Source organism: Pseudomonas sp. MF6755, assembly GCF_016405635.1.
Lineage (GTDB): Bacteria > Pseudomonadota > Gammaproteobacteria > Pseudomonadales > Pseudomonadaceae > Aquipseudomonas > Aquipseudomonas haemolytica.
The window spans coordinates 152,906-177,087 of the sequence record NZ_JAEKDA010000008.1; the positions used below are offsets into that span (position 1 = coordinate 152,906).

Consider the following 24,182-nt stretch of genomic DNA (forward strand, 5'->3'; position numbering starts at 1 on the left):
GCGACTAAGAGACACGGATGCTAGCAGTGTCGACGCTGGAAGCAACCACTCGAGGTTTTGCTGGATATTTATACAGTTAAGGTATCGCTGGCCCCGAATGCCTTGCAGCGCCTAGACTTTATCGGTCTTCAGCACAGGAATAGCCCGTGACCTCGATTTTCTGGTACGACTATGAAACCACCGGCATCAACCCACGCAACGATCGCCCGCTCCAGGTAGCCGGTATCCGTACCGACCTCGAACTCAACGAGGTGGGGGCGCCGATCAATCTTTATTGCCAGCCCAGCGACGATATTCTGCCCCATCCAGCCGCGTGTGCGATTACGGGAATTACCCCGGGTGTTCTCGCGCAGAAGGGCCTCGTCGAAGCCGACTTCATGACTCGGGTGCACGCCGAACTGGCCGCGCCAGGCACCTGCGGCGCCGGTTACAACACCCTGCGGTTTGACGATGAAATGACGCGTTACAGCCTGTACCGCAACTTTTTCGACCCTTATGCCCGGGAGTGGCAGGGCGGCAACAGTCGCTGGGACTTGATCGATGTGATGCGTACTGCCTACGCCCTGCGGCCGGAGGGGATTACCTGGCCTGAGCAAGACGGGCGCGTGACGCTCAAGCTGGAGCGGCTGACCGAAGCCAATGGCATTGATCACGGCCAGGCCCACGATGCGCTTTCTGATGTACGCGCGACCATCGCTCTGGCGCGATTGGTCCGTGAAAAGCAGCCCAAGCTGTATGAATGGCTGTTTCAACTGCGTAGCAAGCAGCGGGTCATGGATCAGGTGCGGTTGTTGCAACCGATGGTGCATATCTCCGGGCGTTTTTCCGCCGAGCGCCATTATCTGGGCGTGGTACTGCCTCTGGCTTGGCACCCGCGCAATCGCAATGCCTTGATCGTCTGCGACCTGGGGCTCGACCCTCAGGGGCTGTTGGAGCTGGATGCCGCGACCCTGCGCGAGCGCCTTTACACGCGCCGTGATGAGTTGGCGGAAGGTGAGCTGCCCGTCCCTCTCAAGTTGTTGCATATCAATCGCTGCCCTGTGGTAGCTCCTTTAAAGGTACTGCGCTTGCAAGACCGCGAGCGACTGCAATTGGATATGGACACTTATCAGGCGCGAGCACTGCGGCTAACTGACGCACAGGAAGTTTTGCGTGGGAAGTTGGCGGCCATTTACGCCGAGGAAGACTTTGCGGCGAACGCAGACCCGGAGCAGCAGCTCTACGATGGTTTTATTGGCGATCGCGATCGCCGTTTATGTGAACAAGTTCGCATGGCAGAGCCTGCGCATTTAGCGCGTCAGCAGTGGCCATTCGATGATCATCGTTTGCCGGAATTATTATTTCGCTACCGCGCGCGTAACTTTCCTGAAACCTTGAACAATGAGGAGCAACAGCGCTGGAAACTTTTCTGTCAGCAACGTTTGTCGGACCCGCAGTGGGGAGCACCGAATACCTTGTTGGCATTTAAGCAAGCGCGTGAGGAGTTGGCGGTTAGTGCTACATCGTTTCAGTGCCAGGTGCTGGACCAGTGGCAGGACTATGCGGACTCTTTAGCCGCTCGCCTGAATCTGTAAGCGGATAACTGTAGAATATCCAGACAATAAAAAACGCCAGCAAGCTGGCGTTTTTTATGTGTAGCGTATCGGGTTAACGTCCGACCAGGCTTAGCCCAGCAGGGTAGCCCAGCCTTCAACCACGTCACCGCCCCACTTGGCTTTCCACTCTTTCAGAGTTTTGTGGTTGCCACCTTTGGTTTCAATCACTTCGCCGTTGTGTGGGTTTTTGTATTGCTTGACCTTGCGAGCACGCTTGGTGCCGGTAGTTTTCACAGCGCCGCGCGGTGCTTTAACTTTCGACTCTGGATCCAGCAGCGCGATGATGTCACGCAGGGATTTGGAGTATTCACCCATCAGGGTGCGCAGTTTGCCTTCGAATTCCAGCTCGGTTTGCAGCTTGTCGTCTTGGGACAGGTTCTTCAAGCGGGCTTGCAGCTCTTTGATAGCTTCTTCGGTGGCGCGGTATTCGTTGATCAGAGACATGTGGACTACCTTATGTAGAACGCTGATTGACAGGGTGAGTGGCCTAATAATAGTCAGGCAAATTCATCAAGTAAACAATTAAGACGGTATTTATGTGAATTACATTGATTGTTTGTGGCGACGCTATGCAAACGAGTTAATTAGTAGGCGCTATGCTTAAAGATAATCGCGTTATTTTTTTCGCCAACTGCCTGAGCTTGCCTTTGTACGGTCATATGGCGATGGTAAAACCTTACGCTATCAAGGGGTGTTGCATCGAGCAGGCATCAGAATAAGCCGCAAGGAATACTGCAGTTTTTCTGCGCAATCGCTAGAATAGCGGCCTTTGCGAAGTTCTGGAGTTTCCCCCTAATGCGCACTTTTCGGCTGGTGATTGCTTGCCCGGACCGGGTTGGCATCGTTGCCAAGGTCAGTAACTTTCTGGCTTCCCACAATGGCTGGATCACCGAGGCGAGCCATCACTCGGATGATCTCAGCGGTTGGTTTTTCATGCGTCACGAAATTCGTGCCGATACGCTGCCCTTTGGCCTGGAGGCTTTCCGCGAGGCGTTTGCGCCTATCGCCGAAGAGTTTTCGATGAGCTGGCACATCACCGACACGGAGCAGAAGAAACGTGTCGTGCTAATGGCCAGCCGTGAGTCCCACTGCCTGGCAGACCTGCTGCATCGTTGGCACAGCGATGAACTGGACTGTGAGATCGCCTGCGTGATCTCCAACCATGACGACCTGCGCAGCATGGTCGAATGGCACGGCATCCCGTACTACCACGTGCCGGTCAACCCGCAGGACAAGGAGCCGGCGTTCGCCGAGGTGTCGCGCCTGGTCAAGCAACACGAGGCTGACGTGGTGGTGCTGGCGCGCTACATGCAGATCCTGCCGCCGGAACTGTGCCGCGAGTACGCCGGCAAGGTGATCAATATCCACCACAGTTTCTTGCCTTCGTTTGTCGGGGCCAAGCCGTACCACCAAGCGTCCCTGCGCGGCGTGAAGTTGATTGGCGCGACTTGCCACTACGTGACCGAAGAGCTGGACGCCGGCCCGATCATCGAGCAGGACGTCGTGCGCGTCAGCCACAGCGACAGTATTGAAGACATGGTGCGTTTCGGCCGTGACGTCGAGAAGATGGTGCTGGCTCGTGGCCTGCGTTATCACCTGGAAGATCGCGTGTTGGTGCACGGCAACAAGACGGTAGTCTTTTGATCAATCGGTATTGATTGAAAGAAACAGGGGCCTGGAGGTACAACTCTCCAGGCCCTTTTTTTATCCCGACTTCAGGACACACCCATGACCGACCCACTCGATAAAGCCACATCCAGGGCGCCCGCTACAGTGGGCGAGGGCTGTCTGAGTCGCTACGACCCTGAGGCGCTGGACGCCGAGGATGGTACTGATTTTCCCGAGGCGGCCCGTTTGTGGGAGCAGATGCAGGAGCAGGACGAGCCACCTGCCGACCCAGGAAAAGACGCTTGAGCAGCGGTTTGCCGACCGTGGGCGCGAGTAGTCAGCCGTCCCATGGCTGCATCGCCAGCCAGGCGGCCTTGGTCTGCGGCATACGGCCAGCGTTGAGCAGGCGTTGCAGGGTGTGCAGCCAGTAAAGACGGGAAAACTCGTGGCGCATGTCCACTGGGTGCAATCCCAGTCGGATCACCGGGGCTGTCCGCCAGCGTTGCTCACGCCGGTCGCTGAGGACTTTCGACAGCCCGCGGCGCCAGGCGCTGCGGGCGCTCCAGACCAGCCCCGGGGCGTCGATGCGCTTGAAGTCAGGCAGGCGATAAATATGGTGCGGATCGCTGGTGTAGCCAAGTGGCAACTGGCGCAATGCCTGGCGAGTGCCGTCGCTCATCAACCAGGCTGGGGCGACAAACCCTTGCAGCGGCCAGTCATTGCGCTGGAATACCTCGATGCCGGCGGTAAGCCGTTGCAGCGCCTCGGCCTGGGGCAACTGGTAAAACTCGCCTTCATGGGTATAGATGCGCCGCATGAACCACTCTTTTGGCGAACGTGGCCGAGGTTGGTCGTCGCAATGGTAGTAACCGTGCAAGGCGAGTTCATCGCCCTTGGCCACACGGCCGTCGAGCAGGCGACGAAAATCACTGTGGGCGGCCAGGGCGTCATGGTGATGGAAGTCCGGCACCACTAGCCAAGTAATGGGTACGTTGCCCAGCGCGTCGACGGCCTCGACAAAAGGCCGATAGTCGGCCCAAGTGCTCGGCGCCACATCGTGCAGCACCAGCATCAGCGAACGCTCAGCCATGGGCGAGCATCGGTTTATGGCTGCCGAGCACCGCCTGGTAATGCCCCAGCAGACTATCGACCACCGTGTCCCACGCGTAATGCTGTTCGACATGCCGCCGCGCCTGGGCGCCGAGGCGTCGGCTGTCGGCACCGAACAATTCGCGCACTGCATCGGCCATCGCCTTGGGGTTATTGGGGGCACATAGCAGGCCGCAGCGCTCGTCGACAATCTCGGTGAATGCCCCGGCCGCGACGGCGACCACCGGGATGCCACAGGCCATGGCCTCCAGGATCACCAGGCCGAAGGTTTCCTGATCCCCGCCATGCAGCAAGGCATCGGCGCTGGCCATCAGCCGGGCCACATGCCGGGCCGGGCGGAACCCATCGACCACGGTGACGTTATCCGGCACGTTGGCCGGCATCCCCGAGCCCACCAGCAGCAAGTGGTAGCCGTCCCCGAGGCGCTTCATGCAGTTGAGCAGTACCGGCAGGTTTTTCTCCTTGGAACCGCGTCCGGCGAAGATCAGCAGCCGGGTGTCTTCGCCAATTCCCAGTTCGGCGCGCAGGCCGGGGTCGCGCACGTCGGGGGTGAAGGTGTGCAGGTCTACCCCCAGCGGTTGGACGAAGACATTTCTTACCCCAAGCCCGGTGAGCTTGTCGGCCATCACCTGGCTAGGCGCCAGCACGCGGTCAAAATTCCCGTAGAGTTTGCTGACATAGGCTTCAACATTAGGGGTGAACCACGGCCCCATACGGTTGCTCACCAGCAGCGGCAGATCGGAGTGGTAAAAGCCAATGACCGGCACATCCAACTGGCGCCGGGCATCCAGCGCCGCCCAGGCGGTGAGGTACGGGTCGCCGACTTCGATCAGATCGGGCTGTAAATCGTGCAGGACATTTCGCCATGGCGCCAAGCGAAGGGGGAAGCGATAGCCTTTGCCGAAGGGCAGGGCGGGGGCCGGCACTTTATAGACGCCGTCCTGCTCGCTCAAGTGTGCGCCGGGGATCAACAGGCTGTGGCGAATCCCAGGCTTGAGCGCCAGGCGCCGGTGCTTGGCGTCGAGGTAAGTGCGTACACCACCGCTGGCGGGGGCGTAGAACATGGTTATGTCAGCGATATGCACGATGAACATCCCTCCGATCCATTGCTCTCCTTAACGTGGACCTGAGGTAAGGATAGATGTTCTATCGGGATTGGTGTCGTGCTGCGCGTTCAAGGTGAGGATGATGGCAAGCCCCCTCCCACATTTAGACCGAGTACCGGCTCCAAGAAGAGGGGGCAATGCTGTCTATCAGATCCGGAAGCTACCCACCAATTGCTTCAGGCGCGACGCCTGCTGCTCCAGGTCCGAACAGGCGCGCAACGTCGATTGCAGGTTTTCCACCCCTTCCTGGTTGAGGGTGTTGATCTCGGTGATGTCCATATTGATCGACTCCACCACCGAGGTCTGTTCTTCGGTGGCAGTGGCAACGGACTGGTTCATGCCGTCAATTTCGCCAATTCGCAGGGTCACGCTGTTCAAGCGCTCGCCGGCGAGGTTGGCGATTTCCACGCTGTCCAGGCTGTGACGTTGGCTTTCACTCATGGTACTCACCGAATCACGGGCGCCAACTTGAAGCTCCTCGATCATCGTTTGCACCTGTTGTGCCGATTCCTGGGTGCGATGAGCCAGGTTGCGCACTTCATCGGCCACCACTGCAAACCCGCGCCCGGCTTCCCCGGCTCGCGCCGCTTCGATAGCCGCGTTGAGCGCCAGCAGGTTGGTTTGCTGGGAAATGCTGGTGATCACTTCAAGGATCTGGCCGATATTCACCGTCTTGCTATTAAGTGCTTCGATATTGCTGCTCGATGCGCTGATCATGCTCGACAACTGCGTCATCGCCTTGATGTTGCGTTCCACCACCTGCTGGCCGTCTTCGGCCAAGTGCCGCGCATCGCTGGCCTGGTTGGAGGCCTGGGCCGCGTTACGGGCGATCTCCTGGGCGGCGGCTCCCAGTTGGTTGATGGCGGCGGCGACGCTGTTGGTGCGGTTGGCCTGTTCGTCCGAATTGACCATCGACGAGTTGGAGGCGCTGACTACCCGCAGGGCCACTTCATTGACCTGCTCGGTGGCCGAAGACACTTCGCGAATCGAGGTATGAATACGCTCGACGAAACGGTTGAAAGCATTGCCCAAGGTGCCGAACTCATCATTGTTCTGGATGACCAGGCGCCGGGTCAGGTCGCCCTCGCCGTCGGCGATGTCCTGCATGGCCTTGGTCATCAGGTGCAGCGGTTGCAGCAAGACGCGGATCAACATGCCCAGCAGGGCGATGATGATGACTACCGCGATGATCGTGGCGATCACCGCCGAGGTGCGGAATTTGCTGAGCATGGCGAAGGATGTGTCTTTATCCACCGAAATACCCAGGTACCAGTTAACTGACGGCAAACCCTTGATCGGGGTAAAGGTCACGATATTGGCCTTGCCGTTGGCTTGCACTTCGCTGAAGTCCGCGCTGATCTTGGGGGTGTCCTTCGGGTACACGTCTGCCAGGGTCTTCATCACCAGGGCTTTGTCCGGGTGTACTAACACTTTGCCGTCGGCACTGACCAGGAACGCATAACCCATGCCGCCGAAGTTCAGCGCGCCAATGTTATCCACCAGGGTTTGCAGGCTCAGGTCGCCACCTACCACGCCGATATTCTGGCCCGCCTTGGTGCTGGGAGTGGCGACAGAGATGATCAACTGGCCGGTAGCCGCGTCAATATAGGGTTCGGTCAGGGTCGAGCCATTGCTGGCCTGGGCGCCCTTGTACCAGGGGCGAACACGCGGATCGAAGCCGTCGGGCATCTTGGTGTCAGGGCGGATGGTGAAGGTGCCCTGGCTGTCACCGACGTAGGTCGCCATAAATGAAGAGGTCAGCGCTTTCTGCTCCAGCAGGCTGGCGACGACGGACGGTTCAGGGTTGATGGCAATGTTCTGTGCAGCGTTTTCCACCAGCGCGATACGCCCGGTGAGCCAGGTCTGGATATTGCTGGCGGTGACATCGCCCATTTCATGCAGGTAGTTATTGAGGTCGTCGCGGATCGCGTTGCGCTGCAGGTAGTCGTTATAGAGGGTAAACAACGCGAAGGCGGCGATGACGATAAGGGAGGCTGCAAGCAGGATTTTGTGGCTGAAGCGCAGATTTTTGTTCATGGCTTGTAGGGTCCGCTAAGGTCTTAATATCCGAAGCGCGTCCTTTTGGGAGGCGCGAAATGGCAGCGTCAAAAAAGGTGTGATATTTCTGCTGATAGCTCCGTTGGTCCATTTAGGAATTATCTGACCGTTTTTTAGTCTTTGTGGGGTTCACATCGTCTGTATCGACCTCGCGGCACTAAAGATTAACCATAGGTGACGAAATGCCTGACTCCACACAACTGCTTATCGGTGCCGGCCCAGGCGGCCAGCCCATCGCCCAGTCCATGCGCCTGGCCAACCGTCATGGGTTGATCGCTGGCGCTACGGGCACCGGCAAGACCGTCACCTTGCAGCGCCTGGCGGAAGCCTTCAGTGATGCTGGCGTGGCGGTGTTCGCCGCCGACATCAAGGGCGACCTCTGCGGCCTGGGTGCCGCCGCCAACCCGCAAGGCAAAGTGGCCGAACGGATTGCCGGCATGCCGTTCCTGAATTACACCGCCCAGGCGTACCCAGTCACCCTGTGGGATATCCACGGGCAGTCCGGTCATCCGTTGCGCACCACCATCAGCGAAATGGGCCCGTTATTGCTCGGCAGCCTGTTGGAACTGACCGACAGCCAGCAATCGGCGCTCTATGCGACCTTCAAGGTGGCCGATCGTGAAGGCCTGTTGCTGCTGGACCTCAAGGACCTCAAGGCGCTGCTCAATCACCTGCGCTATCACCCGGAACTGCTGGGCGACGACGCGGCACTGATGACCACCGGCTCCAGCCAGGCGCTGTTGCGGCGCCTGGCGGTATTAGAGCAGCAGGGCGCCGAAGCCCTGTTTGGCGAGCCGGCCCTGCAACTCGAGGATATTTTGCAGCCTGCCAGCGATGGTCGGGGGCGCATCCACCTGCTGGACGCCAGCCGCCTGGTGCATGAGGCGCCGAAGGTGTACGCGACCTTCCTGTTGTGGCTGCTGGCGGAGTTGTTCGAACAATTGCCGGAACGCGGCGATGCCGAGAAACCGCTATTGGCGCTGTTTTTCGACGAGGCGCATTTGTTGTTCGCCGATACGCCCAAAGCCTTGCAGGAGCGTCTGGAGCAAGTGGTGCGCCTGATCCGTTCCAAAGGTGTCGGCGTGTACTTCGTCACCCAATCGCCGGGCGATTTGCCCGACACAGTGCTGGCGCAACTGGGCCTGCGCATCCAGCACGGCTTGCGCGCCTTCACCGCGAAAGAACAGAAATCCCTGCGGGCGGTGGCGGATGGTTTCCGGCCCAACCCGACGTTCGATACGTTGTCGGTGCTGACAGAGTTGGGCACCGGTGAGGCGTTGGTGGGGACCTTGCAGGAAAAAGGTACGCCAGAAGTCGTCCAGCGCGTATTGGTTGCACCCCCGCAATCGCGGATCGGGCCGCTCAGCGAAGCCGAGCGCGCGGCACTGGTCGCCAGTTCGCCGCTGCTGGGGCGTTATGACAAGCCGGTTGATCGTGAGTCGGCCTATGAGGTGCTGATGGCGCGCAAGGAGCTTGGGCCCACTGGCGAGGCTGCACCGACCGCCGAAGAACCGAGCTTCACCGACAAGGCCGGCGCATTCCTGGGAACCACGGCCGGCAAGGCGTTGAAGTCTGCGATGCAGCAGGCCGCGAATCAGATGGGGCGCCAGTTGGTGCGCGGCTTGTTGGGGTCGTTGCTGGGCGGCAGTAAGCGCAAATAGCGATTCAGGGCTTGGGCCTAGCGTGTGCGGCCAGCCGTTCAAGTGCCGCGCGCAAGCCCGGGTCGCTGATCCCGTCGGCCGTTGCCTGGAGGGTTTCGGCCGCATTTTCCGACAGGTCCATGGTATGTCCCACTGCGCCTTGCGGCACGGTGGGCGGCTGCACCTTGAACTGAATCCGCGTCAAACTGGCGAACTCATCAAATACCATCAGTTGCCGCTGCAAGCGTTTTTGTTGATAACGCAAGCGGGTCGCCCAATGGCCGTCGGTCACAATCAATAGCAGATTGCCTTCACGCCAGGACGCCACATGACAATGTTCACGTGCGGCCGGTTGCAGCTGGCTTTCAAGCAGGCGTTGCAAATGGCCCAGGCGTTGCGCATGGCCAAAGATGGCTTTCAACGGCTTGGCTTCGCGGAGCAACACGCCGGGAGCGCGGGCTGTAAGTGGGCGAAATGCCATGTCTGGACACCTTAAGTAACAGAGCGGTCATCTTAACAGAAAGCGCCGGTACACCCCGAGGCCATGCATCTACGGAGCTTTTCTCGTGAAATCAATAGGTAACTTCTGCACCTCATGGGTTGAAGTTCCAGCAAAAGCCCTTATTTTAAACAAGCCCTCTCACAGGCCCATGCCAGCATCGGGGAACAACGCCACTTTCCTCACCCACGATTCCGGGTAGAATGCGCGTTCGCATGCGGCCGTGAGGGCTGCTCGGGCCACTGACGGTGCGCCCTCCATCCCTATGTGTGGAAGAACCTGCCGATATGTTTGCGCCTTTGTTAAAGAAACTTTTTGGAAGCAAGAATGAGCGCGAAGTCAAACGCATGCTCAAGACGGTGCAGCTGGTCAATGCCTTCGAAGAGCAGATGGTTGCTCTGTCGGACGAGCAATTGCGCGCCAAGACCGAAGAGTTCAAGGCCCGCATAGCCAAAGGTGAAACCCTCGACAAGCTGCTCCCCGAAGCCTTTGCGGTCGCCCGTGAAGCCGGTAAGCGTGTCATGGGCATGCGCCACTTCGACGTGCAGTTGATCGGCGGCATGACCTTGCATGAAGGCATGATTGCCGAAATGCGTACCGGTGAAGGCAAGACCCTGGTGGCAACCCTGGGCGTTTACCTCAACGCACTGTCCGGCAAGGGCGTGCACGTTGTGACGGTGAACGACTACCTGGCTCGCCGGGACGCCAACTGGATGCGCCCGCTGTATGAATTCCTCGGCCTGACCGTCGGCGTGGTAACGCCGTTCCAGCCGCCGGAAGAGAAGCGCGCCGCCTACGCTGCCGACATCACCTACGGTACCAACAACGAATTCGGTTTCGACTACCTGCGCGACAACATGGCGTTCAGCATGGAAGAGAAATTCCAGCGCGAACTCAACTTTGCCGTGATCGACGAAGTCGACTCCATCCTCATCGACGAAGCCCGTACCCCACTGATCATCTCCGGCCAGGCCGAAGACAGCTCGCGCCTGTACACCGAGATCAACAAGTTGATCCCGCGCCTGGAGCAGCACATCGAGGAAGTGGAAGGCGTGGTGACCAAAGAAGGTCACTTCAGCATCGACGAGAAGACCCGCCAGGTCGAACTCAACGAAGCCGGTCACCAGTTCGTCGAAGAGATGCTGACCCAGATCGGCGAGCTGGCCGAGGGTGAAAGCCTGTACTCGGCGCACAACCTGGGCCTGTTGACCCACGTGTATGCCGGCCTGCGCGCCCACAAGCTGTTCCATCGCAACGTCGAGTACATCGTCCAGGACGGCCAGGTCGTACTGGTTGACGAACACACCGGCCGTACCATGCCGGGTCGCCGTCTGTCCGAAGGCCTGCACCAGGCCATCGAAGCCAAGGAAGGGCTCAACATCCAGGCCGAAAGCCAGACGTTGGCGTCCACGACCTTCCAGAACTACTTCCGTCTGTACAACAAACTGTCCGGCATGACCGGTACGGCCGACACCGAAGCGTTCGAATTCCACCAGATCTACAACCTGGCCGTGATGGTCATTCCGCCGAACAAGCCGTTGGCGCGTAAAGACTTCAACGACCTGGTGTTCCTGACTGCCGAAGAGAAATACGCGGCAATCATCAATGACATCAAGGACGGCATCGCCCAGGGCCGTCCGATCCTGGTGGGTACCGCCACCATCGAGACTTCCGAGCACGTGTCCAACCTGCTCAACAAGGAAGGCATCGAGCACAAGGTACTCAACGCCAAGTTCCACGAAAAAGAAGCCGAGATCATCGCCCAGGCCGGTCGCCCAGGCGCACTGACCATCGCCACCAACATGGCCGGTCGTGGTACCGACATCCTGTTGGGCGGCAACTGGGAAGTGGAAGTGGCCTCGCTCGACAACCCGACCCCTGAGCAGATCGCCCAGATCAAGGCTGACTGGCAGAAACGCCACCAGGCCGTGCTCGAATCCGGTGGTTTGCAGGTGATCGCGTCCGAGCGTCACGAATCGCGTCGTATCGACAACCAGTTGCGTGGTCGTGCCGGTCGCCAGGGTGACGCTGGTTCCAGCCGTTTCTACCTGTCGCTGGAAGACAGCCTGATGCGTATCTTCGCCTCTGATCGGGTGAAGAACTTCATGAAGGCCCTGGGCATGCAGTCCGGTGAAGCGATTGAACACCGCATGGTGACCAACGCCATCGAAAAGGCCCAGCGCAAGGTCGAAGGCCGTAACTTCGACATTCGTAAGCAACTGCTCGAGTTCGATGACGTCAACAACGAACAGCGTAAAGTGATCTATCACATGCGTAACACGTTGCTGGCCGCCGACAATATTGGCGAGACCATCGCTGATTTCCGTCAGGACGTGCTGAATGCCACCGTCAGCGCCCACATCCCGCCACAGTCCCTGCCTGAGCAGTGGGATGTCGCCGGCCTGGAAGCGGCACTGAAGAGCGATTTCGGTGTTGACCTGCCGGTTCAGCAATGGCTGGACGAAGACGACCACCTGTACGAAGAAACCCTGCGCGAAAAACTGATGGCCGAACTGCTGGCCGCGTACAACGAGAAAGAAGAGCAGGCGAGTGCCGAAGCACTGCGCACCTTCGAGAAGCAAATCGTGCTGCGCGTGCTGGATGACCTGTGGAAAGACCACTTGTCGACCATGGATCACCTGCGTCACGGCATCCACTTGCGTGGCTACGCCCAGAAGAACCCGAAGCAGGAGTACAAGCGCGAGTCGTTCACGCTGTTCTCCGAACTGCTGGATTCGATCAAGCGCGATTCGATCCGTGTGCTGTCCCACGTTCAGGTGCGTCGCGAAGACCCGATCGAAGAAGAAGCTCGCCTGCGTCAGGAAGCCGAGGCACTGGCTGCGCGCCTGCAATTCCAGCATGACGAAGCACCGGGCCTGGAAGCGCCTGAGGTGTTGGGCGAAGAGGTCGATGTGGCCCTGGCCCAAACCCCGGTTCGCAACGATCAGAAGCTGGGCCGTAACGAACTGTGCTGGTGCGGTTCGGGCAAGAAGTTCAAACACTGCCACGGCGAAATCAACTAAGATTTTCGCCTGACGCTGCAACACCCCGCGCCGCGACCGGCATTAGCCGTCGCGGCGTTTTGCCATTAATTCCCACCGTCGCTAACGACGGCACAGACATCACCTATTTTTAAGGAGCGCATTCATGGCTGTTGGTCTTGGTCCTTTGCCCACATTGCACCCGGTTGCCGGTTTTGAGCTCGGTATCGCTTCGGCCGGCATCAAGCGCCCGGGGCGCAAGGATGTGGTAGTGATGCGCTGTGCCGAAGGCTCGACCGTTGCCGGTGTGTTCACCCTCAACGCTTTCTGCGCTGCGCCGGTGATCCTGGCCAAGCAACGTGTGGCCGGCACGATCCGTTACCTGCTGACCAACACCGGCAATGCCAACGCCGGCACCGGCGAGCCAGGCCTGGTGGCTGCTGCGCGCACCTGCGCCAAGCTGGCCCAACTGACCGGCGTGGACGCCAGCCAAGTGCTGCCATACTCCACCGGCGTGATCGGCGAGCCGCTGCCGGTGGAAAAAATCGAAGGCGCTTTGCAAGCTGCCTTGGATGACCTGTCTGTGGATAACTGGGCGGCTGCGGCCACCGGCATCATGACCACCGACACCTTGCCCAAAGGTGCGAGCCGCCAGTTTGTGCACGACGGCGTGACGGTTACCGTAACCGGCATCAGCAAGGGCGCGGGCATGATCCGCCCGAACATGGCCACCATGCTCGGCTATATCGCCACCGACGCCAAAGTCTCGCGCGAGGTGCTGCAAAGCCTGATCCTGGACGCTGCCAACAAGTCGTTCAACCGCATCACCATCGATGGCGACACCTCGACCAACGACTGCTGCATGCTGATCGCCACCGGCCAGGCCAGCCTGCCGCCCATCACCGAAGCCAGCGGCCCGCTGTTCGCGGCGTTGAAGCAGGCAGTATTTGAAGTGTGCATGGACGTAGCCCAGGCCATCGTGCGGGACGGCGAGGGCGCGACCAAGTTCGTCACTGTTGAAGTCAACGGCGGCGGCAACCACCAGGAATGCCTGGACGTGGGCTACACCGTGGCTCACTCGCCGCTGATCAAGACCGCGCTGTTTGCGTCGGACCCGAACTGGGGCCGTATCCTGGCGGCGGTTGGCCGTGCCGGTGTGCCGGACCTGGACGTGAGCAAGATTGACGTGTTCCTCGGCGACGTGTGCATCGCCAGCGGTGGTGCTCGCGCCGAAACCTACACCGAGGCCCAGGGCTCGGCGGTCATGCAGCAGGAAGAAATCACCATCCGCATCGAATTGGGTCGTGGCGCGTGCAGCGAAACCATCTGGACCACGGACCTGTCCCACGAATACGTGAAGATCAATGCGGAATACCGTACCTGATACCAAGAGGAAACTGGCGGTGAAACGAGTGCATGTAGCAGCAGCGGTGATCCGCGGTGTCGACGGCAGGATCCTGCTGGCGCGCCGTGCCGATACCCAGCATCAAGGCGGCCTCTGGGAGTTTCCCGGGGGCAAGGTGGAGGCCGATGAATCGGTCGCCACGGCCTTGTCCCGTGAACTGCAGGAAGAGTTGGGCATCCAGGTCACCACGGCGCGACCGCTGATCAAGGTGCAGCATGATTATCCGGACAAGCAGGTGTTGCTGGATGTCTGGGAAGTCTCGGCCTTTACCGGCGAGCCCCATGGCGCCGAAGGGCAGCCGTTGGAATGGGTGACGCCACGGGACTTGGTCAACTATGAGTTCCCGGCGGCGAATGCGCCGATTGTAGCTGCTGCACGCTTGCCCGCCGAGTATTTGATCACCCCGGGCGAGCTGGAAGCCCCGACGCTGTTGCGTGGTATCCAGAAGGCTATCGCCGGTGGCACCAAGCTGGTTCAACTGCGTGCGCCCAATGGCTATGACCCCAAATACCGTGACCTGGCGGTGGATGCGGTTGGCCTGTGTGCTGGCAAGGCGCAATTGATGCTCAAGGGGCCGTTTGAATGGCTGGGGGATTTCCCTGCCGCCGGCTGGCACATGACCTCGGCGCAGTTGCGCAAATACGCCAGCAAGGGTCGCCCGCTGCCCAAAGACCGTTGGTTGGCCGCGTCCTGCCACAACGCTGAAGAACTGGCGCTGGCCGAGATGATGGACGTGGATTTTGTCACGCTGTCGCCGGTGCAGCCGACCCAGACCCATCCGGATGCGCAGCCGTTGGGTTGGGAGCAGGCGCAGGAATTGATTCGCGGGTTCAGCAAACCAGTTTTCCTGTTGGGCGGGGTTGGGCCTGCGCAGCGGGAGAAGGCTTGGGAGGCTGGGGCGCAGGGTGTGGCAGGTATCAGGGCGTTCTGGCCGCAGGTTTGATGGTGTTCTGACGGGCCCTATCGGGAGCAAGCCCCCTCCCACATTCGACCGAGTTCCAACTTTGGAATGTGGTCTGAATGTGGGAGGGGGCTTGCTCCCGATGAGGCCCCGTCAGTCCCCTGGGAAATGTCAGTGTGGCTTGGCAGCGGCCTGCCATAACACTTCAGCAACACCTTGGCGCCGGGCAATCACCCTGGCCGCCACAAACAACAAGTCCGACAACCGATTGATGTACGCCAACCCCACGCCTTCCAACGGCTCCACCGTATTCAACTGCTGACAGCGCCGCTCAGCACTGCGCGCCATGCTGCGGCACACATGGGCTTGGGCAATCAAGGCTGAGCCACCGGGTAGGATGAAGTTCTCCAACGGCCCGACTTCTTCGTTCCAGCGATCAATCGCCGCTTCCAGCCGATCCACTTCCGCTGCATTCAACGCCTTGTACACCGGCATCGCCAGCTCACCGCCCAGGTCGAACAAACGATGTTGGCACGGTGTGAGCACCTCAATCACGTCCATCAGCGCCGGGTGCTTGCCGCTTTGCTCTTCCAGGTTGGCCAGCAACAGGCCCAATTGGCTGTTAAGCGTATCTACCTCGCCAATCGCCTCCACGCGCGGGTGGTCCTTGGGCACGCGGCGGCCGTCGCCGAGGCCGGTCTCGCCCTTGTCGCCGGTACGGGTGTAGATCTTCGACAGGCGAAAGCCCATGGTCAGTGCTCCAGTTGGGTAAGTTCTGCGGGGGACAATTGGCTGCCGGCCAGGGGCAGACGCAAGGTAAAGCAGGTGCCTTGGCCCAGGGTGGAATGCACTTCCATCTGGCCCTTGTGGTTGTTGGTAATAATGAAATACGACACCGACAGCCCAAGCCCGGTGCCCTGGCCGATTTCCTTGGTGGTGAAGAACGGTTCGAAGGTGCGCTTGCGCACGTTTTCGCTCATGCCGATGCCGTTGTCTTCCACCTGGATTTCTGCCCACGGCGGGTTGAGGCGGGTGCGCAGGATAATGCGCCCCGGCTCGCTGTCGTTGTCACGCAGGTGGATGGCTTGGGCGGCATTCTTCAGCAGGTTGAGCAGCACTTGCTCCAGCTCGTTGGCGGTGCCGGGCACCGGGCCCAGTTGCGGGTCAAACTGGCGGATGATCGCTTGGCCCTTGAAATCGAAACCGATGGTCAGGTCGAAGTCGTTGCCGGCGATTTCCACGGCCTGGTCGATCAGGGCCGGCAAATCGCAGGGGGCCATCTGGCGATTACTGCGACGGCTGAAACTGAGCATATGGGTGACGATTTTCGCCGCACGTGCACCGGCCTGCTGAATGCCGTCGAGCAACTGTGGGACTTCGCGGCCTTGCAGGTAACGATTGACTGTATCCAGCTCGATGCCCACCTGCTCGGCAAGCTCCAGGTTCTTGGGCAGGTCCGGGGACAGGCGGCGGCGGATGTTCTGCACGTTATGCAGGATCGCGCCCAGTGGGTTGTTGATCTCGTGGGCCATACCGGCGGCGAGGCCGCCGACGGAGAGCATTTTTTCCGACTGCACCATCATCTCTTCCAGGGACAGGCGCTGGGTGATGTCGTCGATACGGATCACCACGCCGCGCCCGGCACCGCCCATCAACGGGTAGAACGTCAGTGCGTAATGCTTGGGCTCGTCGTCCTTGACCCAGGTGACTCGCTCGATCCGTTCCACCGTGTGCTGCTCCACCGTGGCCTTGATTTGCGGCAGGTACGGCTTGAGCGGCTGGAAGGCGAGGAAAATCGGCTGGTTCAGGGCTTCGTCCAGGCGCGTACCGGAAAGGGCGGTGGCTTCCTGGTTCCATTGGGTGACATAGAGCTGCTCGTCCAGAGCGATCAGCGCCGAGGGCATCGAGTCGATAATGCTGTTGAGGTAGTTCTGGAACCCGGTGAGCTTTTTCTCGATCTTGCTGCGCACCTGGACTTCCAGTTCCAGCTTACGGTTGGTATGCCGGGTTTCTTCGGTCAACCCCTGGGCCTGGTCGTAAGCGGCCTGGGAGTCGTCACGCGCACGCTTGAGCTGCTGCTCGCGGGCTTCGATGCGCGACAACATAGTATTGAAGGCTTCGGCCAGGCTGCCGATTTCGTCATGGTTGCCACGCCCGGCGCGCAGGGCGTAGTTCTCTTCGCGGGTCACCTGGCGGGACAGTTCTTCCAGTTCATGGATCGGGCGCGTGATCAGGCGCTTGATCTGCCGGGCGATGACCAGCCACAGCAACACACTGAAAATCAGGATGCCCAGGCTCGCGGTCAGCGTACCGGTATAGAAAGCCACCGGCAGTTCACTGCTGGCCACCAGCAGCAAATGCCCGGAAGGCTGGGCGCCACGGGGCAGGGTGATGACCTGGTTGCTGCGAAACTCGGTGACGCGCCAGGCCTCGATATGCCGGTAGTTGTCCGGCAGGTGCAGGCGGTCGCCGTGCTGCAGCTGCGCCAGGCGGTTGCCTTCGCCGTCGTACAGGGCGGCGGCACGCAGTGGGGAATAACTGGTCAGTTCATTGAGCAGCGCTTCGGCCTTGGCTGGGGATTCGAGGGCCTCGGCGGCGAGCGACGGGTTGGACACCAGTCGGCCAATCGCCTGCAATGCCTGGGGCGCCATGCTTTCCTGGGAGATCCAGTAGGCGGCGCTGATAAACGTCAGGTTGGCCACCAGTAATACGGTGGTCAATAGCACCAGCAAGGCCGCCAGCAGTTTCTGCCCTACCGGTAGATTTTCAAGACGCTGGCGCAGTGGCATCAGGGTTTTCCCAGGTGATAGACAGGTAGGCAGGGTAGCGCGTGCCTCAGTCGCTGGCCAATCCGCGTGCGAGCAAATGCTCGACCAGCCGCGCCTGCAACTGTTGCAGATGCGGCAAGACCAACTGGTGGCGGGCCGCCGCCTGGCAAGCGTAGCCCAGCAGGTAACTGATTTCGGTGCGTCGGGCGTTGGCGACGTCCTGGTACATGGAGGAGTAATTGGCCGCGGTGGCCTGGATCACGCGCTCCACTTCAGCGTGCAGATCCTCTGCTGCCGCGGGCTGGCCGCAGTATTCCAGCAGCTCGGCCAATTCGGCGCACAAGGTTGCCACTTCACACTGATGGGCTTGCAAGCCACCATTGCGGCACTGGTAGAGCACGGTCAGCGGGTTGATGGCGCAATTGAGCGCCAGCTTGCGCCACAGGCGCGTAAGGATATCGGTCGCCCATTCGTGAGGAATGCCGGCCGCTTGCAGGTCGTCCAGCCACAGCGCTGGTGTGGGATGGCCCGCGTCTCCCAGCCAGGTGTAACCATGGCCGGCAAACACCACCCGCCAATCGCCATCGCGGAATGCGCCTTCGGTGCTGGAGGCATAGATGCAGCGGGTTGACGGCACTTGCGCAGCCACTGCGTCCTGGCTGCCCAAGCCGTTTTGCAGCAGGATCAGTTCGGCGTCCGGTGCCAGCCGATGTTGCAATTGGGCGATAGCGCTTTGGGCATCGTAGGCTTTGCACGCCACCAGCAGGCGATGAATCGGCTCGGGGCTTTCAGGCGTTTCGCCGATCACCGCATAGGTATGTTCTACGCCGTGCTCTACCAGGGTCAGCCCTTGGCCGGCTCGATAGCTGGCCAGGCGCGCCTCATTGCGCAGGATCAGCCTGACGGGCACGCCCGCGCGCGCCAGCCGCGTGGCCCAGAGGGTGCCCAGGCTGCCAGCGCCGAGAATATGCCAGGGGGTCGACATCAGTTTGTGCTCCGTAGGGTCGCTCACAGTGAACGGGGCGAAAGAACCGCTATAATGCCTCGGCATTTTAGCTCGGGCGCGCTCCATCTCTACTGAGCCCGCCCCTTATATTGGAGAAATGACATGCCTTCGTTCGACGTGGTATCCGAACTGGACAAACACGAAGTCACCAACGCCGTCGAGAACGCCGTCAAGGAGCTGGACCGTCGCTATGACTTGAAAGGCAAGGGCAGCTTCGAATTCAAGGAAAAGGAACTGACCGTCAACCTGACCGCTGAAGCCGATTTCCAGCTGGAAGCGATGATCGAGATCCTCAAGCTGGCGCTGGTCAAGCGCAAGATCGACGTGCAGTGCCTTGAAGTCAAGGACGCCTACGCCTCCGGCAAACTGATGAAGCAGGAAGCCGTGCTCAAGGAAGGTATCGACAAGGAGCTGGCGAAGAAGATCGTCGCGCATATCAAGGATGCCAAGCTGAAAGTCCAGGCCGCCATCCAGGGCGAACAGGTTCGTGTCACCGGCAAGAAGCGCGACGACCTGCAAGACGCCATTGCGGCCCTGCGTGCCAAGACCTTCGACATGCCGCTGCAGTTCAATAACTTCCGCGACTGATGGCACTTTGGGGAACCTGTGGGCGTTTTTGACGTCCCACGCCCCAGAACTTACGCCTACTCTTGAGCCCTGCGGGGCTCGATTGCGTTAGTGGGTACTCAAAAAAGCCGCACATCCGGTAAACAGGAGAATGTAGATGGATTTGAACGCTGAAATGGATCACCTGATCAAGACCTCCCAGTCGTGGATCCCGATGATCATGGAATACGGCAGCCGGGTATTGCTGGCCGTCATCACCCTGGCCATTGGCTGGTGGCTGATCAACGTGTTGACCCACCGAGTGGGGCGTTTGCTGGCTATCCGCAATGCCGACCTGGCGCTGCAACATTTCATCACCAGCCTGGCAAATATCGCGCTGAAGGTCATGCTGATTGTCAGCGTAGCCTCAATGATCGGTGTGGCAACCACCTCATTCGTCGCCGCTATCGGTGCCGCAACCCTGGCCATCGGCCTGGCATTGCAGGGCAGCCTGGCCAACTTCGCCGGTGGCGTGTTGATTCTGCTGTTCCGCCCGTTCCGCATTGGTGACTGGATCGAAGCCCAGGGTACTTCCGGTACGGTCGATAGCATTCAGATCTTTCACACGGTGATCCGCACCGGTGACAACAAGACAGTAATCGTGCCCAACGGCATCCTGTCCAACGGCATCATCACCAACACCAATCGCCAGCCGACCCGCAAGGTGGTGTTTGATGTAGGTGTGGATTACGAGGCAGACCTGCAGAAGGCCCGCGAAGTCCTGCTGGAGTTGGCCAAAGACCCGCGCGTGCTGGCAGACCCTGCGCCAGTGGCGGTGGTTTCGACCTTGGGCGACAGCTCCATCACTGTTTCCCTGCGCTGCTGGACCAATACCCCGGATTATTGGGACGTAATGTTTATGTTTAATGAACTGGCGCGTGACCGTTTGAAAGCTGCCGGGATTGATATTCCGTTTCCGCAGCGGGTTATTCGCGTGATGCAGGAAAGTGTCACAAAATAATTTGGCGTGACGCTATCGAACTTGGCCGAAAGGTCAGGTTCAATGCTCTCGTTAGTTAGCTTGCTAGTTATTTTTCCAGTGAAACAAAACTGCAATAAAAAAGCCACTCCCTGTTTGAACACAGGAGCGGCTTTTTTGTTTAAAGCCGAAGCCTTAAGTCATCTTCGTAATTAAATGGGTAATTACAAGATGTTCAGCGGGTATTGCGCGATCAGACGCAGTTCGTCCAGGGACGGCGATCCGTACACGTTATCAGACGAGCGATAAGTCGCTTGACGCAGGCGCAGGCTCAGATCTTTTGCCGCACCGCTCTGGATTACGTATTTAGCCTCGATATCACGCTCCCACTCTTTGCCGTTGCTAGTGAGGTTGGTGTTGGCGCCGCTACCCGTTACGTAACGAGTCATGAAGCTCAGGCCAGGAATACCAAAGGTCGCCATGTTGATGTCGTAGCGAGCTTGAAAGGACTTCTCACCTTCAGCGTTGAAGTCGGAACGGGCGATGGAGTTGGCCAGGAAAATCGTTCCGCCGCCGTCTACGCCGTAGCCGTACTGGCCGTCGCCGCTGACCTTCTGGGCTGCCAGGGTGAAGGTGTGGGCGCCAATGGTATACGCGCCTTGCAAGCTGAACGCGCGGTTGTCGAGCTTGGTAGTACTGTCCTTGTCAGCACGTACCAGGCCAGCGCCGTCGCTCTTGGTGTCGTAGATGTTGAAGTCGACAGCCACGGATTGGTCATCGCTCAGCGCGTGAGTCCAGTTCACGTTGGCGTAGAGCTTTCTCCAGTAGTCTTCCACTTTCGAGTAGTAGAGGCTGGTGGTGAACTCCGGGCTCCAAGCGTATACACCGCCCACGAAGTTGGCGTCTCGCAGGCCGCGGTTTGAATCTGGCTCTGAGCTGCCGATACTGTCCCTGTAGGTCTGGTCCTGCGCCACAATCGAGGTGAAGTGACCGGCCTCCAGTTTCAGATCTTTGATTTCGTTGCTGGTGATGGAGATGCCCTGCGGCAGTTCCGGGAGCAAACGGCTGTCATCCGAGGCAAACACCGGTGCGGTGGTGTATTGATCACCGACTTTCAGCACGGTGTTGGAAATGCGGAATTTCACCGCGGCGCCACCCTTTGAGTACTCATCCTGTGCGCGGCCATCGGAGCCGTTAGGGAACAGCCCAGTGTTGGCGCGGCCCTTGCCACTGTCCAGTTTGATGCCCATCAAGCCGATGACATCTACACCGACACCGATGGTGCCTTGGGTGTAACCCGAACTGAACAGGCCGTGGAAACCGAGACCGGTCTCTTCACGACGGCTCTGGCCTGTATCGTTGTTACGGAAGTCGCGGCTGAAGTACAGCGTACGCGTCAGAATGCTGGCGGTACTGTCTTCAATGAAGCCCTTGGAATCATCTTGGGCGGACGCCATTGCGAACTGCGAGGTGCCTGCTGAAACAGCCAGGGCGATCATGCTCCACTTCATCACGCGCATCGTGATTTGCTCCTTTGGTTTTAGGAAGAGTAACTGCCGTCCCACCTGTATTTTTATCTGGGCGGCTCTTTCTTTATTTGTGTCGGCGCAAAGTTATATCACGCAGACTCTAATGACGATACTTGCCCATCTTTCCTTTCAGCTTCTTTACGAGGCTGTCGTAAATCGCTAGATCCATGTCGCAAATTCACAGCCTGAATGTAACCAGGCTGACAACTTCAATGCTCTTTTCCTACTTCTTTCAAAGTTTGAACTCTTCCTTGATACGCACTGAATCGCTGCTGTTTTTTATCGCGAAACACCTGCTTCCAAGCGGGTGCCGTTGCCGACGATACGGTGGTGAATGCAACAAGCGTGCACAAACCGCCAACCGAATGTCATTTTTTCGTGAAAAGCGTTACGGGAGTGTAAAAACCGCATAAGCACGGGCTTTTTACGCCATTTGGTTCGGGCTTGACGCCCGCGTGTTACACCTGACCGGTAGTACACAAAACCTGCACCTGGGCAAAACGTTACCGGTTCACCCTCATCAGTGGGTAGTCGGGGGAGCCCTTTGACGCATAAGTGGGTCATTTTGGTGCGGCCCGTTGAAGCCCGGCCTAGCGTAGTTCAAATATTTGCCTGCCTCTAAAGGGTGCGTTTTTTTAACCGGTTGCCTCAAGGCTCCCCGTATTCGCCGTGAAGCCTTGGGCATTCGAAGGTATGCTGGGCGCCTGAAACCGACCTGCCGAACGGAGTGCCCACGTGTTCGCCCTAGATCAACGCCTGCAACAAGACACCTTGGCCATTGGGGACTTCCCGCTCTGTCGCCTGCTGCTGTCCAATGACTCGAACTACCCCTGGTTCATCCTGGTACCGCGCATCGACGGTATCAGCGAAGTGTTTCAACTGGATGTCGCCGCTCAACAAACGTTGTGGAAAGAAACCACGGCCCTGGCGCAGTTGCTTAACGAAGGGTTGGCCGCCGATAAGATGAACATCGGTGCGCTGGGCAACGTCGTCAGCCAGTTGCATGTGCATGTGATCGTACGCAGGCGTGACGACGTCGCCTGGCCGGCGCCGGTGTGGGGCAAGCACCCAGCCCGGCCTTATACCGACGAGCAAGTGGCGGCGATTCGCGCCCGTATGCGTGAGCTGTTGCCTGCCGACTTTATCTTTACCCAGGACTGAACCATGGACCTGCAAGAGCGCGTCACCGACCTGGAGAGCCGCCTGGCCTTCCAGGACGACACCATCGAGACACTCAATGACATCCTGGTCGCACAGCAACGGGCGGTTGAGCGCCTGCAATTGCAAATGACCGCATTGCTCAAGCGCCAGGAAGAAATGGGCGGCCAGTTCGAGTCATCCGAAGAAGAAGCGCCACCGCCGCACTATTGAAAGGTGCAGGCAATAAAAAACCGCGATCCAGCCAACGCTGGATCGCGGTTTTTTTTGCAGCGAAGGCTGGGGTCAGCGACGCGGCAGGGCAGCGATTACATCTTCGGCTTGCAGGCCCTTGTCGCGGTTCATCACCGAGAACTCCACGCGCTGGCCTTCGACCAGGACGCGGTGGCCTTCGCCACGGATAGCCCGGAAGTGGACGAAGATATCGTCGCCCGAATCGCGGGAAATGAAGCCGAAGCCTTTGGAGGTGTTGAACCACTTGACGGTCCCGGTATCCCGGTTGGTCATGTCGTAGTTTTGCGACGCGGCCGCAGGGGACGAACGGTAGAAGCTGATGGCCAAATGAAGAACGATGGCGACCACAGCAATCACCAGGCTGAGCAGGATGGCCGGGTGGCCACCGACTTCAGGCATGGGCGCCAGGAGGGTGAGGGTTTGTACGACAACAGTCAGCACCAGCAGCGCACTGACCAGGTTTTGCAGTTGATGACGCGTGCCTTTGTTCCAGTAAGGGATTACCGGTGCGAGCGTCAGGTTAAGAAGGCCGAACAAGGCCAGGTACAGAGCGTCGTGTTGTTGCAGGTAGGGCAGGCTTTCAGGCTGCAGGCTCGGGATAAAGGACAGCAGCAACGCTGCAACGCCCGTTAGCAGGTGGACGATTTTCAACATTTTGATTAACTCACGTTAAGACGGATCACAAGGAAGAGCTGACCGGCACGGTTCGCTTCTGAACAATGGGAGGCGTTGGGCACGTACGCGGGTATCAGCCTATGTGGCGTGCCGCAGAAATAAACGGCAGCCACACGCCGTCTATTTAACAGCAAAGGCTGTGCCTACTCAAATCAAGCATTTCGGGGTGTTGCGTCGGGCACGGCATTTCTGCGGCAAACGCTTGTCCTAGACAGGTGCAGGTTTTTTGAGTGGCATGCTGGAGACTCTTCCTACGGGTAGAAAGGCTTGCCAATTCACGTCTGCGGGTGGTGCAAGGGCGATTTGCCGCATGCTGCCTGGGTGTGTCGGGCTGCAAGGGGCTCGCTCTCTTGCTAGAGTGGTCCTGCACCTGATCAATGAATG

General features: G+C 59.3%; 21 protein-coding genes and 1 pseudogene. 11 read left to right on the top strand and 11 right to left on the bottom strand.

The genetic code is table 11. The features are described from left to right. Positions 1–146: 146 nt before the first annotated feature. Positions 147–1,574, top strand: coding sequence for an exodeoxyribonuclease I (gene sbcB / locus JFT66_RS12470; RefSeq protein WP_034115791.1), 1,428 nt, complete (start codon positions 147–149; stop codon positions 1,572–1,574). Between the two features lie 90 nt (positions 1,575–1,664). Here the strand turns inward: sbcB and mvaT are convergent, their stop codons facing one another. Further along, the gene (gene mvaT / locus JFT66_RS12475; RefSeq protein WP_005790963.1) at positions 1,665–2,039 is read right to left on the bottom strand and encodes a histone-like nucleoid-structuring protein MvaT; all 375 of its coding nucleotides are present in this window, start codon (positions 2,037–2,039) and stop codon (positions 1,665–1,667) included. A 351-nt stretch (positions 2,040–2,390) separates the two neighbouring features. On the opposite strand from mvaT, the gene purU reads away from it, so the two are divergent. Both purU and JFT66_RS12485 read left to right on the top strand, forming a co-directional pair. Continuing rightward, positions 2,391–3,239, top strand: a complete 849-nt coding sequence (gene purU / locus JFT66_RS12480; RefSeq protein WP_034115790.1) for a formyltetrahydrofolate deformylase — start codon at positions 2,391–2,393, stop codon at positions 3,237–3,239. 84 nt (positions 3,240–3,323) lie between these two features. Next, on the top strand, positions 3,324–3,509 hold the full coding sequence (locus tag JFT66_RS12485) for a hypothetical protein (protein ID WP_034115789.1): 186 nt from the start codon (positions 3,324–3,326) through the stop codon (positions 3,507–3,509). Between the two features lie 31 nt (positions 3,510–3,540). Here JFT66_RS12485 and JFT66_RS12490 read toward each other — a convergent pair whose 3' ends face one another. The 4 genes and pseudogenes from JFT66_RS12490 to JFT66_RS30190 form a co-directional block, all read right to left on the bottom strand. After that, entirely contained in the window at positions 3,541–4,293 is a 753-nt protein-coding gene (locus JFT66_RS12490) for a DUF2334 domain-containing protein (RefSeq protein ID WP_153839090.1), read from the bottom strand. Continuing rightward, positions 4,286–5,407 carry a glycosyltransferase family 4 protein gene (locus tag JFT66_RS12495; protein WP_034115787.1) on the bottom strand — a complete coding sequence of 374 codons (1,122 nt, stop codon included), beginning with the start codon at positions 5,405–5,407 and terminating at the stop codon, positions 4,286–4,288. The genes JFT66_RS12490 and JFT66_RS12495 overlap by 8 nt, the downstream gene beginning before the upstream one ends. A gap of 159 nt (positions 5,408–5,566) precedes the next feature. Next, positions 5,567–6,331, bottom strand: a complete 765-nt coding sequence (locus JFT66_RS30185) for a methyl-accepting chemotaxis protein (RefSeq protein ID WP_411829037.1) — start codon at positions 6,329–6,331, stop codon at positions 5,567–5,569. A 93-nt stretch (positions 6,332–6,424) separates the two neighbouring features. After that, a pseudogene (locus JFT66_RS30190) lies at positions 6,425–7,456 on the bottom strand (HAMP domain-containing protein); the annotation flags it as partial. 203 nt (positions 7,457–7,659) lie between these two features. Here JFT66_RS30190 and JFT66_RS12505 point away from each other — a divergent pair. Continuing rightward, positions 7,660–9,138 (top strand): helicase HerA-like domain-containing protein, encoded by a 1,479-nt coding sequence (locus JFT66_RS12505; protein WP_198859350.1) that lies wholly within the window; start codon positions 7,660–7,662, stop codon positions 9,136–9,138. A 4-nt stretch (positions 9,139–9,142) separates the two neighbouring features. Here JFT66_RS12505 and JFT66_RS12510 read toward each other — a convergent pair whose 3' ends face one another. Then, entirely contained in the window at positions 9,143–9,598 is a 456-nt protein-coding gene (locus JFT66_RS12510; protein ID WP_034115784.1) for a DUF721 domain-containing protein, read from the bottom strand. A gap of 305 nt (positions 9,599–9,903) precedes the next feature. On the opposite strand from JFT66_RS12510, the gene secA reads away from it, so the two are divergent. From secA to JFT66_RS12525, 3 genes are all read left to right on the top strand, one after another. After that, positions 9,904–12,639, top strand: a complete 2,736-nt coding sequence (secA, locus tag JFT66_RS12515) for a preprotein translocase subunit SecA (protein WP_034115783.1) — start codon at positions 9,904–9,906, stop codon at positions 12,637–12,639. A gap of 124 nt (positions 12,640–12,763) precedes the next feature. Further along, entirely contained in the window at positions 12,764–13,981 is a 1,218-nt protein-coding gene (gene argJ / locus JFT66_RS12520) for a bifunctional glutamate N-acetyltransferase/amino-acid acetyltransferase ArgJ (protein ID WP_034115782.1), read from the top strand. Between the two features lie 19 nt (positions 13,982–14,000). Further along, on the top strand, positions 14,001–14,945 hold the full coding sequence (locus tag JFT66_RS12525) for a Nudix family hydrolase (RefSeq protein WP_034115781.1): 945 nt from the start codon (positions 14,001–14,003) through the stop codon (positions 14,943–14,945). Positions 14,946–15,074: 129 nt separating this feature from the next. On the opposite strand, the gene JFT66_RS12530 is transcribed toward JFT66_RS12525, so the two are convergent. Genes JFT66_RS12530 through JFT66_RS12540 form a run of 3 tightly spaced genes read right to left on the bottom strand, consistent with a single transcriptional unit; the run spans position 15,075 to position 18,656 of the window. After that, complete coding sequence (locus JFT66_RS12530; protein ID WP_198859351.1) at positions 15,075–15,653, bottom strand: cob(I)yrinic acid a,c-diamide adenosyltransferase; 579 nt, start codon at positions 15,651–15,653, stop codon at positions 15,075–15,077. 2 nt (positions 15,654–15,655) lie between these two features. After that, on the bottom strand, positions 15,656–17,692 hold the full coding sequence (locus tag JFT66_RS12535; protein ID WP_198859352.1) for a sensor histidine kinase: 2,037 nt from the start codon (positions 17,690–17,692) through the stop codon (positions 15,656–15,658). A 46-nt stretch (positions 17,693–17,738) separates the two neighbouring features. After that, on the bottom strand, positions 17,739–18,656 hold the full coding sequence (locus JFT66_RS12540) for a putative 2-dehydropantoate 2-reductase (RefSeq protein WP_034115778.1): 918 nt from the start codon (positions 18,654–18,656) through the stop codon (positions 17,739–17,741). Between the two features lie 123 nt (positions 18,657–18,779). On the opposite strand from JFT66_RS12540, the gene JFT66_RS12545 reads away from it, so the two are divergent. Then, a complete protein-coding gene (locus tag JFT66_RS12545) occupies positions 18,780–19,265 on the top strand; it encodes a YajQ family cyclic di-GMP-binding protein (protein ID WP_034115777.1) in 486 nt (161 codons plus the stop codon). Between the two features lie 136 nt (positions 19,266–19,401). Continuing rightward, positions 19,402–20,244 (top strand): mechanosensitive ion channel family protein, encoded by an 843-nt coding sequence (locus JFT66_RS12550; RefSeq protein WP_034115776.1) that lies wholly within the window; start codon positions 19,402–19,404, stop codon positions 20,242–20,244. A 182-nt stretch (positions 20,245–20,426) separates the two neighbouring features. On the opposite strand, the gene JFT66_RS12555 is transcribed toward JFT66_RS12550, so the two are convergent. Then, positions 20,427–21,722 carry an OprD family porin gene (locus JFT66_RS12555; protein ID WP_034115775.1) on the bottom strand — a complete coding sequence of 432 codons (1,296 nt, stop codon included), beginning with the start codon at positions 21,720–21,722 and terminating at the stop codon, positions 20,427–20,429. Positions 21,723–22,466: 744 nt separating this feature from the next. Between JFT66_RS12555 and JFT66_RS12560 the strand changes: the two genes are divergently transcribed. Further along, positions 22,467–22,892, top strand: coding sequence for an HIT domain-containing protein (locus JFT66_RS12560; RefSeq protein ID WP_034115774.1), 426 nt, complete (start codon positions 22,467–22,469; stop codon positions 22,890–22,892). A 3-nt stretch (positions 22,893–22,895) separates the two neighbouring features. Beyond that, positions 22,896–23,102, top strand: coding sequence for a SlyX family protein (locus tag JFT66_RS12565; protein ID WP_003193876.1), 207 nt, complete (start codon positions 22,896–22,898; stop codon positions 23,100–23,102). Between the two features lie 72 nt (positions 23,103–23,174). Here the strand turns inward: JFT66_RS12565 and JFT66_RS30020 are convergent, their stop codons facing one another. Further along, the gene (locus JFT66_RS30020; RefSeq protein WP_005790922.1) at positions 23,175–23,777 is read right to left on the bottom strand and encodes a cold-shock protein; all 603 of its coding nucleotides are present in this window, start codon (positions 23,775–23,777) and stop codon (positions 23,175–23,177) included. Between the last annotated feature and the right edge of the window lie 405 nt (positions 23,778–24,182).

What these genes read in the sequence shown, in the direction of transcription:
- mvaT (WP_005790963.1), bottom strand. Translation starts at nt 2,039, where the DNA reads ATGTCTCTGATCAACGAATACCGCGCCACCGAAGAAGCTATCAAAGAG.
- purU (WP_034115790.1), top strand. Translation starts at nt 2,391, where the DNA reads ATGCGCACTTTTCGGCTGGTGATTGCTTGCCCGGACCGGGTTGGCATC.
- JFT66_RS12485 (WP_034115789.1), top strand. Translation starts at nt 3,324, where the DNA reads ATGACCGACCCACTCGATAAAGCCACATCCAGGGCGCCCGCTACAGTG.
- JFT66_RS12490 (WP_153839090.1), bottom strand. Translation starts at nt 4,293, where the DNA reads ATGGCTGAGCGTTCGCTGATGCTGGTGCTGCACGATGTGGCGCCGAGC.
- JFT66_RS12495 (WP_034115787.1), bottom strand. Translation starts at nt 5,407, where the DNA reads ATGTTCATCGTGCATATCGCTGACATAACCATGTTCTACGCCCCCGCC.
- JFT66_RS30185 (WP_411829037.1), bottom strand. Translation starts at nt 6,331, where the DNA reads ATGGTCAATTCGGACGAACAGGCCAACCGCACCAACAGCGTCGCCGCC.
- JFT66_RS12505 (WP_198859350.1), top strand. Translation starts at nt 7,660, where the DNA reads ATGCCTGACTCCACACAACTGCTTATCGGTGCCGGCCCAGGCGGCCAG.
- JFT66_RS12510 (WP_034115784.1), bottom strand. Translation starts at nt 9,598, where the DNA reads ATGGCATTTCGCCCACTTACAGCCCGCGCTCCCGGCGTGTTGCTCCGC.
- secA (WP_034115783.1), top strand. Translation starts at nt 9,904, where the DNA reads ATGTTTGCGCCTTTGTTAAAGAAACTTTTTGGAAGCAAGAATGAGCGC.
- argJ (WP_034115782.1), top strand. Translation starts at nt 12,764, where the DNA reads ATGGCTGTTGGTCTTGGTCCTTTGCCCACATTGCACCCGGTTGCCGGT.
- JFT66_RS12530 (WP_198859351.1), bottom strand. Translation starts at nt 15,653, where the DNA reads ATGGGCTTTCGCCTGTCGAAGATCTACACCCGTACCGGCGACAAGGGC.
- JFT66_RS12535 (WP_198859352.1), bottom strand. Translation starts at nt 17,692, where the DNA reads ATGCCACTGCGCCAGCGTCTTGAAAATCTACCGGTAGGGCAGAAACTG.
- JFT66_RS12540 (WP_034115778.1), bottom strand. Translation starts at nt 18,656, where the DNA reads ATGTCGACCCCCTGGCATATTCTCGGCGCTGGCAGCCTGGGCACCCTC.
- JFT66_RS12545 (WP_034115777.1), top strand. Translation starts at nt 18,780, where the DNA reads ATGCCTTCGTTCGACGTGGTATCCGAACTGGACAAACACGAAGTCACC.
- JFT66_RS12550 (WP_034115776.1), top strand. Translation starts at nt 19,402, where the DNA reads ATGGATTTGAACGCTGAAATGGATCACCTGATCAAGACCTCCCAGTCG.
- JFT66_RS12555 (WP_034115775.1), bottom strand. Translation starts at nt 21,722, where the DNA reads ATGCGCGTGATGAAGTGGAGCATGATCGCCCTGGCTGTTTCAGCAGGC.
- JFT66_RS12565 (WP_003193876.1), top strand. Translation starts at nt 22,896, where the DNA reads ATGGACCTGCAAGAGCGCGTCACCGACCTGGAGAGCCGCCTGGCCTTC.
- JFT66_RS30020 (WP_005790922.1), bottom strand. Translation starts at nt 23,777, where the DNA reads ATGTTGAAAATCGTCCACCTGCTAACGGGCGTTGCAGCGTTGCTGCTG.